10 protein-coding genes and 1 pseudogene are annotated in these 12,479 nt (G+C 53.5%); 9 read left to right on the forward strand and 2 right to left on the reverse strand.

Going from position 1 to position 12,479, the window contains the following annotated elements; genetic code table 11:
* The first annotated feature begins 177 nt into the window (after nt 1-177).
* The 8 genes from LIW51_RS16965 (at nt 178) to LIW51_RS17000 (ending at nt 8,052) form a co-directional block, all read left to right on the forward strand.
* Nucleotides 178-1,605, forward strand: coding sequence for an ABC transporter substrate-binding protein (locus LIW51_RS16965; RefSeq protein WP_227377654.1), 1,428 nt, complete (start codon nt 178-180; stop codon nt 1,603-1,605).
* 3 nt (nt 1,606-1,608) lie between these two features.
* Entirely contained in the window at nt 1,609-2,553 is a 945-nt protein-coding gene (locus LIW51_RS16970) for a carbohydrate ABC transporter permease (RefSeq protein WP_227377655.1), read from the forward strand.
* The gene (locus LIW51_RS16975) at nt 2,550-3,413 is read left to right on the forward strand and encodes a carbohydrate ABC transporter permease (RefSeq protein WP_227377656.1); all 864 of its coding nucleotides are present in this window, start codon (nt 2,550-2,552) and stop codon (nt 3,411-3,413) included. The genes LIW51_RS16970 and LIW51_RS16975 overlap by 4 nt, the downstream gene beginning before the upstream one ends.
* A gap of 67 nt (nt 3,414-3,480) precedes the next feature.
* Nucleotides 3,481-4,620, forward strand: a complete 1,140-nt coding sequence (locus tag LIW51_RS16980; RefSeq protein ID WP_227377657.1) for an alpha-L-fucosidase — start codon at nt 3,481-3,483, stop codon at nt 4,618-4,620.
* 104 nt (nt 4,621-4,724) lie between these two features.
* Complete coding sequence (locus tag LIW51_RS16985; RefSeq protein ID WP_227377658.1) at nt 4,725-5,531, forward strand: SDR family NAD(P)-dependent oxidoreductase; 807 nt, start codon at nt 4,725-4,727, stop codon at nt 5,529-5,531.
* A gap of 4 nt (nt 5,532-5,535) precedes the next feature.
* The gene (locus LIW51_RS16990) at nt 5,536-6,408 is read left to right on the forward strand and encodes an amidohydrolase family protein (protein ID WP_227377659.1); all 873 of its coding nucleotides are present in this window, start codon (nt 5,536-5,538) and stop codon (nt 6,406-6,408) included.
* Nucleotides 6,409-6,480: 72 nt separating this feature from the next.
* A complete protein-coding gene (locus tag LIW51_RS16995) occupies nt 6,481-6,828 on the forward strand; it encodes an L-rhamnose mutarotase (RefSeq protein WP_227377660.1) in 348 nt (115 codons plus the stop codon).
* Between the two features lie 42 nt (nt 6,829-6,870).
* Entirely contained in the window at nt 6,871-8,052 is a 1,182-nt protein-coding gene (locus LIW51_RS17000) for an ABC transporter ATP-binding protein (protein WP_227377661.1), read from the forward strand.
* 6 nt (nt 8,053-8,058) lie between these two features.
* Here LIW51_RS17000 and LIW51_RS17005 read toward each other — a convergent pair whose 3' ends face one another.
* Nucleotides 8,059-9,471 (reverse strand): alpha-L-fucosidase, encoded by a 1,413-nt coding sequence (locus LIW51_RS17005; RefSeq protein ID WP_227377662.1) that lies wholly within the window; start codon nt 9,469-9,471, stop codon nt 8,059-8,061.
* A gap of 325 nt (nt 9,472-9,796) precedes the next feature.
* Between LIW51_RS17005 and LIW51_RS17010 the strand changes: the two are divergent.
* Nucleotides 9,797-10,789, forward strand: a pseudogene (locus tag LIW51_RS17010) (aldo/keto reductase).
* A gap of 85 nt (nt 10,790-10,874) precedes the next feature.
* On the opposite strand, the gene LIW51_RS17015 reads toward LIW51_RS17010, so the two are convergent.
* Entirely contained in the window at nt 10,875-12,299 is a 1,425-nt protein-coding gene (locus tag LIW51_RS17015; RefSeq protein WP_227377663.1) for an alpha-L-fucosidase, read from the reverse strand.
* Nucleotides 12,300-12,479: the final 180 nt, after the last annotated feature.

The following is a 12,479-nucleotide window of genomic DNA, read 5'->3' on the forward strand; positions in this document are numbered from 1 at the left end:
CCATATTAAATCACCGTATTTCAGCCGTTGGTGGATCGACAGTGTCCTTCAGGTAGCTGTTCATTGGGATTGATCGATTAATGACTAATGCTCAGAGACAATAACAGAATATTCATGGAATATATTATACTAATTACGAAAGATTCATTTACCCCTATGTCTAAATTTGACTCGTCTATGATTAACGAAGAGAGGCGACGAGCCCTCAGAACCATTGGTGCGGCTGGAATGATCGGTCTTGCAGGATGCTCCGGTGATAGCAATTCCGAGGGCGACGGTGGAAGCAGCGGTGACGGTGGGGGTGGCAACTCTAACGCGATATCGTGGTGGAACCTCGCCGTTCAGGGTACTGCCAAAGAAGCTACTAAAAAGCTTGAGAGCATGTTCGAAGAGCAGACGGGCATCCAAGTCGAACAAACGAAGTATGAGAACACACCCTACAAGTCGGCGATATCAAATGCGCTTGGAACGAACGAGGCCCCGGATCTATTTTACATCTGGCCTGGCCCAAATCGCCTCGGCCGCTACGTCCGCAACGGGAACGTCATTCCACTAGATGGAGTTCTTTCTAATAAGCAACAAAAAGCCCAGATTCCGGACGGGATTCGCGGGACGAAGTACAAAAAAGGAGAAATTCTGTCCTGGCGTAACAAAGGCGGAAAGATGTATAGCATCCCGTACGATCTAGCGGGTATTCCGATCTGGTACAACAAGAACGTGCTCAACGACGCTGGTGTCGATCCAAAACGACTTCAGCACGCGACGGACATCACATGGAGCGAGTTCCTCGACATCTGTTCAAAGCTATCTGATGCCGGCTACACGGCGATCGAGTGTGGGAACCGAAACCGCTGGACTATTGGCCATTGGGTCTCAGCCTTCATGATCAAGGCAGCTGGCGTCGACCATTACTATAACGCGGCATACGGGTTGAAAGGCGCGTCCCTAACCGACAAACCCTTCCAGACCGCTCTCTCGCGACTCAAAAAATTGTACGACGACGGTTATTTTAATAAAGATATCAACTCTCTAAATAACAACGAGGCCGCTTCCCTGTTTTTCAATGGACAGGCAGGCTTCTGGCACCAGGGGACCTGGGTCAGCGAGATCATTTCCTCACAGGCTCCCGATAGCTTCGCTGGAATTCCCGACGCTATGGACTATATGTGGTGGCCGGCCTTCCAAGACGTGTATGAGAACAGTAAGAACGAGCGAATGAGTGTCGTGCCCAATTCTACGGTCGCCATCAGTTCCCAAGCTGCCAAGCGTGGCGACAAGCACCTAGCTAACGTCAAAAAGTTCGCTAGCTTCTTCGGTAGTCTCGACGCGCAGAAAGCTTTCTTCGAAATTACTGGTTCACCCGTTACGCGAACTGACGTGTACGACGAGGTAGAAATGTCACCAAGTCAGAAGACGACTACAGCCACAGTTGACCAGCTACAGTCCGCCGACGCGGTCGGAATGGTGTTCGATGTCGCTTTCCTCCCAGAGACAACCGAAGCGTTGCTGTCGGCGGGTCAGGAGTTGTTCACCGGAGCCTCTCCGCCAAAACTGTTGCAGAAAGCCCAAAAAACAAACAAGAAGGCGCTCTCGAACCTCAAGTGAATCATGAGCACTGAAAAATCAGGGAGCAACATTTCGGACACCGCCTCTTCAGCGATAGAGACGACAAGAAATTTCATCGAGGACAACCCTCACTGGTTGTTCCTCCTTCCCGCGCTCCTAATTTATCTCCCGTTTTTGGTACTGCCGGCTCTGGGCATATTTGGGCTAAGTACGTTCCAGTGGTCTGGATTAGGCGACATGTCGTTCAACGGCGTTGAGAACTTCGTCACGGCCATCTCAGATACTGTCGTCAGCACGTCGCTGTGGCATAATGTGAAGATTGCGTTCTGGAGCCTCATCCTGCAAGCGGGCATCGGGTTGGCGCTCGCACTCGCCATCTATCGCCTCTCAGACCGCTTTCGACAGTTCTTCCAGGTCGTGTATCTACTCCCGATGACGCTCATGGCGGTGGCAGTTTCGATGATCTGGGGATACATATACAACCCGTCTTACGGGGTTCTAAACACTGCTATCCAAAAAATTGGCATGGATTGGAACCCGCTGTGGCTCGGCAGTAAGAGTCTTGCGCTGTACGCCATTATCATCGTGGCGACGTGGCAGTGGACTGGATTCCGAGTCGTCCTCTGGCTTGCTGGACTCGACAGCATTGACGAGAGCTTGCTCGAGGCGGCACGTATGGACGGTGCAGGGCCACTACAGCGCTTTCGGTATGTTACGCTGCCGCTGCTAAAGCCGGTCGCCATCTTCATCTCCATCTATACCATTATCGGTTCGTTCAATTCGTTCGTGTATGTCTGGGTCATGACACGGGGAGGTCCTGGACACGCAAGCGAAGTAATGGTCACCTGGATTTATAAGAACGCGTTTCTCCAGTCGAACTTCGGACAAGCCGCGGCCATCAGTGTCCTTCTGTTCGTAATCGTCCTCGTGCTCTCGCTGCTAAACATGCGCCTGGGTGATCGCGAGGCTGGAGGTGCAAACCCATGAGTGTAGATACGGACGCCGCAGAGCCGATTAGAGATATTGCCGTCGAGTTGTTCGATAAGCTCTCGGCCCTGTTCGTGTTTGTCGTGGCGGGCGTGTTCCTCGTCCCAGTGCTGTTGTTGCTCGTGACAAGTGTCAAATCGAAGACTGAGATCTTCACCAATCCGCTGGCATTGCCTCAGGACTTCCAAATCGAAAATTACGCCACCGCTTGGACAACCGGCGGGTTCGATCAGTACTTCATGAACAGCGTTATCGTCGTCTCTATCAGTCTCGCGTTGATCCTGTTGCTGTCGAGTTTGGCGGCATACGCGCTTGTCCAGTTCGACTTCCCGGCTGATGACTTCATGCTGGTGTTCTTTCTGGCAGGGTTCATGATTCCGCCGCAGGTGTTGCTCGTTCCGCTTTATACCATCATGAATGCGCTGAATCTGTTGAACACATACTTCAGCCTCATCTTCGCGTACGTAGCGTTCGGTCTTCCATTCTCGGTGTTCCTGTTGCGGCAGTTCTTCGTCACGATCCCGGACACGTACGCCGAAGCCGCTCGCATGGACGGCTGTACCGAGTTTCAGGTTTTCTTCCGTGTCTACCTGCCACTCTCAGTGCCTGCATTGGCAGCCGTCGCTATCTACCAGTTCGTCTTCCTCTGGAATGAGTTCCTATACGCTATTATCTTCATCACCGACGACGCGAAGCGGACACTACCGGCCGGTCTCATGGCCTTTCAGGGTCAGTACGCCGGTGATTGGGCGCAACTCGCTGCTGGGATTGTCATCGCGGTAACACCGACCGTGATCTTCTTCCTGCTTTTCCAGCGGCAGTTCATGCGCGGTATCTCGATGGGGACGACAAAGGGATAATTGACTTTGTCGACTCATTCTCGATACCCTTCGCTCTTGATCTCTCGATTCGGTTGGAGAAATCGGAATGACTATTGAGAGTGCCCCACATGATACAGACGTGATCTCGTCAGCCCCTAGGTACCTAAATGAGCACGCACAGCGATATGAAGAGAACCCCCGTCAAGCCTCACACGAGTGGTTCGACGATGCGAAGTACGGTCTGTTCCTTCACTACGGGCTGTACTCGCTGCTTGGCAACCACGAGTGGGTTCAGTATCACGAACGGATCGAACCCGCTGACTACGCGCAACTCCAGCACTACTTCACTGCGGAGTCATTCGACGCCGAACGGATCGTCGAATTTGCACAACACTGCGGGATGAACTACATCACATTCACCGCCCGCCACCACGAGGGGTTCTGTCTGTTTGACAGCGATTACACCACCTATACGACTGTCGAAGCACCGGCGGGACGTGACCTCGTCGCAGAATTATCCAAAGCGTGTCAGCAGGCCGGTATGGGACTCTTTCTATACTACTCGCACGGCTACGACTGGCATCACCCGCATGCCCCAAACCGTAACGAGTGGGGCGATCCGGTTCGTCCCGCTTACGATGAGCAACCCGGATGCTACGCGGATGCCGGCCACGACCTCAACATCTACCTCGACTACCTCGAATCTCAGATAACGGAGTTGCTAACCGAGTACGGTCCAATTGCGGGTATCTGGCTTGATCCGTCCTATCTCCCCCAAAAAGACACTGATAGATTCGCCGAGGCATTCGACCTCGAATCACTGTACGAGACAATCCGTGACTGTCAACCCCAGACGCTAATCAGCTACAAGGAGGGAGTCACCGGAACGGAGGACTTCGTCACGCCCGAACATAAACCGGGCGAACGTGATGTACTCGGTGAAGTGTGCACAACGATGATTCCTGGCGAAGCATACCGCGACGAGATGGCTGGGCAGTGGGGCTTCGGCGATGAGGGAGGCGAGAGCCAGCAGCAAGTCTCGACCTCATGGGGATATGCGAAGGCGGCCGAGGGAATGCACCGCGATGTCGATGAGGTGTGGGAGAAGCTCTCGACGACGTTGTCTGACGGATACAACCTGCTGATGAACGTCGGATCGCTCCCTGACGGCCGGCTCGATCCGGAGGATGTCGAGACGCTACGCGCGGTCGGCGACCGAATCGAGTACGAAGGGTATCCCGACTGAGCGCAGTGCACTGCTTCCAGTGACAGTTTCGTATTGTCCTGATCGATTCTGCCTTCCATTCGATACACCGGTGGATTCTTGGGAGTACACGCTATGCTTCTCGTATGGTCGGCCACACTACGTTTGACTACAGCGGTGAATCGGCTATCGTCACCGGCTCTACGAAGGGAATCGGTCACGGTATTGCAAAAGGGCTTGTCGACGCGGGTGCGAATGTCGTCGTCAATTCTCGAACGGAAGGAGATGTGATCGAGGTCGCCGAGGAACTCAACGAGCGAAGTACGGGTGAAGTGATCGGCGTCACAGCAGACATGACCAATCTCGCCGAAATTGAGGCCCTCATTGAGACGGCTATTGACGCGTTCGGCGAGATAGACCTGTTGGTCAACAACGCTGCAGTCTGGCCCCACGAGGAATCACTTGTTAAAGCGTCGATCGAGGACTGGAATTTCGCCATGGATGTGAACGTCAGGGCGCAGTACTACGCCTCGAAGCTCGTAGCGGCCCACATGATTGAACACGGAATCGAGGGTTCGATAGTCAATCACACCAGTCAGACCGGGGATAGGCGAACCGGCCGCCGCGGCTTATACGGCATCACAAAGACAGCGATCAACGGTTTCACTTGGCGAATGGCCCACGAAATTGCCGAGCACGGCATTCGGATGAACGCTATCTCGACGGACGTGACCGAGACCTACCAACTGCACTACGAAGCCGAGATGATTGCAGAGGACGATCCCGATCGGACGCCCGAGGACGTACTCAGGGAATGGGGCGAGGCACGCCCGCTCGGCCGGGTCGGACAGCCGGAAGACCTCGCGAACGCGGTATTGTATCTCGCCAGCGATGCAGCGTCATACGTCGTTGGCACGATTCTACGCGTCAGCGGCGGCGGCAACCTGGAGTGATTCGATGAGATTTATCGATACACATACACATGCATGGGGAACGGACACCGAAGAACTCCCATGGCAGGCCGAGGTGTTGCCACCGGGATGGGACGGCCCATACACCGCCCGTGATTTGATCACGGACATGAATTCGAATGGTGTCGATGAGAGTGTAGTCGTCACGACTCCGCTGTACGGCCGCAGTATACGCGCTAACGAGTACACAATGCGAGCCATTGAGACTTTCCCCAACAGATTGTGGGGTGTCGGCCTCGTGGATTTTTTCCAGAATGATCCTGAGCAGGTGCGCGCGGATCTCCGGCGCGTCGTCGGCCACCATCGAATGTTGGGCGTGCGTATGCACGCTTGCCTCGAATACGCCGAATACCCGACAGAATTGGATCGGACGGCCAACTGGATCCTTGATGATGCGCTCGAAACGGTCTGGGAAGAGGCCATGGCGCTTGATACGTCGGTGTTCATTTTCCCGAAGGCAGAGCAACTGCCAATGATAAAAGAGATCGCCGAGGAGCATCCGGGCGTGCAATTCGTCATCGATCACATGGCATTCCCGGACGAGACGACCGCGCCCGACACGTCTCCATGGGCGGCGTTCGAATCGGTGGCCGAGTGTGAGAATGTCGCCGTCAAGGTGAGCTCCCTTCCGCGCTCAGCCAAATACGAGTGGCCTTACAAGGACTTGCACGGCTACGTATATGCCCTCGTTGAGTGGTTCGGTTCCGAGCGTTTGATGCTCGGCTCAGACTACCCATGGATGGACGACTGGGCAAGTTACGAGGACTGCCTTTCGTGGATTGAGGAGGCATCGTTTCTCTCCGCGCGTGATATCTCGTATCTCTCACACCGGACGTTTGAACGTGTTCACGAGGTGTAATCCTGACGGAGGAGTGAATTGGGTTTTCTGGCTGACACAATTTTCTTTAGTGACTCTTCCGTTGCTGTTGGTATGTCATCGAACACAGAACGAGCGGTGTATATTCAGCGCATTGACCCCGAGTACAGAGAGGAGTATCTCGAAGCACACGAAAACGTCCCAAAGGGTGTCTCGCAGGCGATGGAACGAGGCGGGGCTACGGAATTCGAACTGTACGTTCGGGACAATCTTGCCGTTTGTATTCTCGAAGCCGAAGATATCGATACCTACCTTGAGGAAGTCGACGGTGACGAGGCGGTCGAAGAGTGGGAACGCTACGTCGCCCAGTTTAAATCCGAGGGCGTCGACGTGGACAATGAGGATGAACCAATTCCGTTTATGGAGTGTATTTGGACGCTCTCCAAGGGTGAGATGGTATAGCAAGGAACAAGATTTATCACCAACTACAGTAATATCTTTGCTATGGGCGATCTTAAGATAGCGAACTTGACTAAACGGTTCGGTGATGAGTCCGGGACAGCAATTGTCGCCGTTGATGACCTATCGATTTCGATTGAAGACGGTGAATTTCTTGTCCTGGTCGGTCCCTCTGGCTGTGGTAAATCGACAACGTTACGATGTATTGCCGGTCTCGAATCGGTAACTGAAGGCACCATTTCGCTCAACGGAACCGATATCACGCATCAACGCTCGCGCAACCGAAATATTGCGATGGTGTTTCAGAACTACGCGCTCTACCCTCACATGACCTCGCGCAAAAACATCGGGTTCGGGCTTAAGATGGGGACGGATCTGTCCGCCGCCGAAATCAACGAACATATCGAGAAGACTGCGGAAATGATGGGAATCGAGAATTTGCTCGAAAAGAAGCCTGGTGAACTTTCCGGCGGACAGCAACAACGTGTCGCACTCGGGCGGGCAATTGTCAGAGACCCTGAATTATTCTTGATGGACGAACCGCTGTCGAACTTGGATGCTAAACTCCGGACTACGATGCGAACTGAGTTACAGAACTTGCAGGCTGATCTAGATGTGACGACGATCTACGTCACTCACGACCAAACAGAGGCGATGACGATGGGCGATCGAATTGCCGTCCTCAACGATGGCGAACTTCAGCAGATCGGGACGCCCCTAGAGTGTTATCACCTCCCCGCTAACCGCTTCGTCGCCGGTTTCATCGGATCGCCGTCTATGAACTTCTTTGAGGTGTCTCAGAACCGAGATATGGGGACACTGGTTCACGATGAGTTCGGGTACTCCCTCAATGCGGCGACTTCGGAGTCCATCGCCGACGCTGCAGACGTCCTCACGTTGGGAATTCGTCCCGAGGATATCCGTGTCGCCGCTCGTGGCGACGAAAACATCTTCACCGTTGAGGTTGATGTCGTTGAACCACTGGGCGACCAGTCGTATGTTTACTTCACGGTCGGCGGTCAGACATACACAGCGAGCATTGACGGCGAGGAATACATTCGAGAAGATATAGAAATCGACGTGGTGTTCCCCCAAAACCGAATTCACCTCTTCGACGGCCAAACCGGCAAGGCGATCAAAAACCGTGACCCACCCGAGGCAGCTCAGGCCGAGGCAGCCGAGTTCCAAGACTCATCTTCGTTCGCTGCCGGACAGAACGATGATTAGGATGGCTCAGCGCGTGTTATCGACTCCGACCAGTTGGATTGCGTACGCGTGATCATGATCCGGTTGTTTTGGAAGTTTAACTGAGAGTCGATCGTCCGCGAGAGTGGTGGTGAGTGAATGATCACCGTCAGTGGTCAGCAACTTCGTTTCTGGAGCTTCGTCGAGAACGACGTGGGCCGGAACTGAGAGAGTCAGTTCGTCGCCAGGCCAGTCGAGTGCGATTACATAGAGATTACCGTCGCGGTGGGTGTAACGCACCTCGGTGTCACTCTCGTCGTCTTCTGCGACGATCCACGGCCGTGACCCAAAAATCGCCTTGCCATTCACCTTGAGCCAATTGCCGAGTGCCTGAAGGCGTTCCTTCTGTATTTTCGGGATCGTACCGTCAGCTTTCGGACCGACATTGATGAGGAGGTTGCCGTTTTTCGAGACGATATCGACGAATGAGTGAATCAACTCCTCGTACGAGAGATAGTCGTTCTCGTCTTCGACAGCGTTATAGCCGAAGGAATGCCCGATACCGCGATTTGCCTCCCACGGCTCGTTGCGGAGTTCCTCAAAGGTCGCGTATTCTGGCGTGACGAAATCACCGTGTGTGTCTTCTGTATCACGATTTTCGATGTCAATGGTTGGGCCGATGGCATCGGTCGAAGCACGGTCGTTGACCGCGACTTCTTGGCCACGTTTAGCGGCGCGGTTGTAGTAATCGGCGATCAATTCCTGGGCGTGCAAATGGTCACCATCGGCCTTGGGTACGTCGAACCAGAGCATGTCGGGATCGTACTTGCGGATCAATTCCCGATGCTTGGCGTTCATGAAGTCGACGTACTCTGACCCCGGTCCGCCTTGTTCCTCGCTGGGTCCACCCTTCTTGTAGTCCGGGTGACCGAATTGGCCGTCGAAACCAGGCTGATAGTAGTTGTAGTTAGCGTGGTAAGAAGCTGCGAATCGTAGACCGTAATTGCGGACAGCATCGGCAAGATCTCCAACGAGGTCGCGCTCGGGTCCCATCTTGGCGGCGTTGTACTTTGTGTAATGAGTATTCCACAGTGGGAAACCATCATGGTGTTCGCCAGTTAGAACGACGTAACCGGCTCCGACTTCTGTGAAAAGTGATGTCCACTCATCAGGATCCCAGTTTTCAGCGGTGAAATCCTCAATGAAGTCGGCATACTCGACATTTTCGCCGTAAGTTTCCTCATGATATTCTTTTGTCGGGGACTCCTCTTCATACATATAGTAAGGATACCATTCAGCGTACGGCGAGGCGTTCTCACCGGCAATCTCGGCGTCGGTGGGTGCCCACGCCGGAACCGAGTAGATGCCCCAGTGGATGAAGATGCCTAATTTTGCGTCACGGAACCACTTTGGTAGTGCATGGGTGTCTAACGACTCCCATGTCGGCTTATATTCCGACATATGCTGACGATACACATGCCAGACAAAGTAGCTTTCGTTCGAATCCCACTTCTAGCAACAATGTTCCGTTTAGCAGATTTGGTCAAATTAGTAATACAATATCAGATGGAATTAGGTATCGGTAATTGGTCCGAAAAGCCTATTGCCCATTGAGTTTGCCGACACCAATTATACGAGACAGTTTCCTTAGAGATTGTCCCGCAGGACAATTCCTGGGAATCATCAGCGAGATACTCGTGATCTGCGACTGCTTGACCATCGCAAACGAAAGATCACTCAATTTATAGCCTCGATCAACAAAATAGTAATTAGAAGTGAGATAACAATGGAGTATATTACGCTTGGAGAGACAGGTCTTGAAGTATCGCGGCTTTGTCTGGGTACGATGAACTTCGGCAGCGGCTGGCGACCAACATATCCGTATAATTGCACTATCGACGAGGAAGCCAGTAAAGCCGTGATCGACCGCGCGGTCAATCACGGAATCAACTTCCTCGACACGGCGAATATCTACTCAACGGGGGATAGCAAGCTCATCGTCAGCAACACCATCAAAGAGTACAAACGCGACGAACTCGTCGTCGCGACAAAAGTATATGGGCAGATGCATACCGGTCCGAACAGCCAGGGACTCTCGCGCAAGCACATCTTGGATCAAGCTGAAGTAAGCCTCGGCTGCCTCGGCACCGACTACATAGACCTCTATCAAATTCATCGGTGGGATGAACAGACTCCGATCGAGGAGACCTTGTCGGCACTCGATCATCTTGTCGATGAAGGTATGATTCGGTACATCGGCGCCAGTTCGATGGCTGGTTGGCGGTTCGCCAAGGCACTATACACGAGCGATGTCGAACACCGTGAACGATTCGTGAGCATGCAACCTGAGTATAGTCTCGCTCGACGTCACGAAGAAGAGAATGTGCTGCCGGTCTGTGCTGACGAGGGAATTGGTGTCATACCATGGTCGCCGCTGTACCGAGGCTTCCTCACCGACAAGTACGAGCGGACGGATGAACCACCGAAAGGGTCGTGAATGGCAGAGGAAGGAGTCACGCCCGCCGAGGAGTTCTCTGAGGAGCATTGGGCAGTCCTCGACGTTCTACGTGAAATCGCTCACGACCATGACGCTTCGCCTGTCCAGATAAGTATCGCCTGGCTGTTACACAAGGATGTGGTTACCGCACCCATCATCGGTCCGAAGACGATAGATCAGCTCGATGAGACCGTCCGCGCACTCAGCATCTCGCTATCCGACGACGAGATCAAACGGCTGGAAGCTCCGATTGATCCCGCTTGGTCGGCTGACCTTTTGTAGTCGGCGTCACTAAACAGACACTCTCAGGTGTCGCTTCGGTCGAAATGCGAGATAGTAAGCAGCGGAACAATAGAAAGGGAAAACCCTATTGTTCACGTGGGTTATCGACGCCGGCAAAGCAAAGCGTATACGCGTATTCGTGATCGGGTTGCTCCGGGAGTTCGACTATGAGTCGGTTATCAGTGAGAAAGGCGGTAAGTGGATAACTTCCGTCACCGGTCAACAGTATCGTCTCTGGAATTTTGTCGAAATCGACGTGGGCCGGAACTGAGAGAGTCAGTTCGTCGCCAGGCCAGTCGAGTGCGATTGCATAGAGATTACCGTCACGGTGGGTGTAACGCACCTCGGTGTCACTCTCGTCGTCTTCTGCGACGATCCACGGCCGTGACCCAAAAATCGCCTTGCCATTCACCTTGAGCCATTTACCCAGTCCCAAGAGCGGAGTTCGCTGCAAGCCTGGAATCGTGCCATCGGCTTTCGGGCCGACGTTGATGAGGAGGTTGCCGTTCTTTGAGACAATGTCGACGAATGAGTGAACTAGCTCTGCAGCCGAGAGATGATCGTCCTCTTCCTCGACAGCATTGTACCCAAATGAGTGGCCTATCCCTCGACAGCACTCCCACTTCACGTCCTGAATCTCGTCGTAAGAGGTGTATTCGGGTGTAATGAAGTCGCCGTGGTATTGGTCGTTGTCCCGCCGGTTTCCTTCAATGTCGATAGTCGGCCCAATGGCATCGGTCGAAGCACGGTCGTTGATCACGACTTCTTGGCCGCACTCCTCGGCGCGGTTGTAATAGTCAGCTATGAGTTCAGTTGCGTGCGTGTGCTCGCTGTCGGCCTTAGGCACGTCGAACCAGAGCATGTCGGGATCATACCTGCGGATCAATTCTCGATGCTTGGCGTTCATGAAGTCCACATACTCTGACCCCGGTCCACCCTGTTCTTCAGCGGGACCGCCCTTCTCGTAATCGGGGTGACCGAACTGGCCGTCGAAACCAGGCTGATAGTAGTTGTAGTTAGCGTGGTAAGAGGCGGCGAATCGAAGTCCCTGATCACGGACGGCCTCAGCGAGATCACCGACGATGTCACGCTCGGGTCCCATCTCGGCGGCGTTGTATTTCGTGTAATGTGAGTTCCATAGCGGGAAGCCGTCGTGGTGTTCTCCCGTAAGCACGACGTAGCCGGCCCCGATCTCGTTGAAGAAGTCCGCCCACTCATCGGGAGCCCAGTTCTCGGCGGTGAAGTTCTCGATGAAGTCAGCATATTCCACGTCTTCGCCATACGTCCCTTCGTGGTACTCCTTCGTCGGCGATCCCTCTTCATACATGTAGTAGGGATACCACTCAGCGTAGGGTGAGGCGTTTTCGCCACCGATTTCAGCGTCGACGGGGGCCCACGCTGGGACTGAATAAACACCCCAATGGATGAAGATGCCTAATTTCACGTCGTGATACCAGTCGGGAACTTCGTGTTGGTCGAGTGACTCCCAACTTGGTGAATAATCCACCATAGTAGAATCATACAGTTGTGGATACAAATAAGTTTAGTATTGAAAACGTATCGTGTTTAGTCAAGCGAATTCCAGCAGACGGTAAAGGCTTGTAACCTCGTTTCTGTGATCTCTGGATTGACGGTGGCTGAAACTATTACTGAACGGGAAATTACGTCGTTTTACTTCGCTGAAGGTAAA

The organism is Haladaptatus halobius, assembly GCF_020618475.1.
In the GTDB taxonomy this organism is placed as follows: Archaea; Halobacteriota; Halobacteria; order Halobacteriales; family Haladaptataceae; genus Haladaptatus; species Haladaptatus halobius.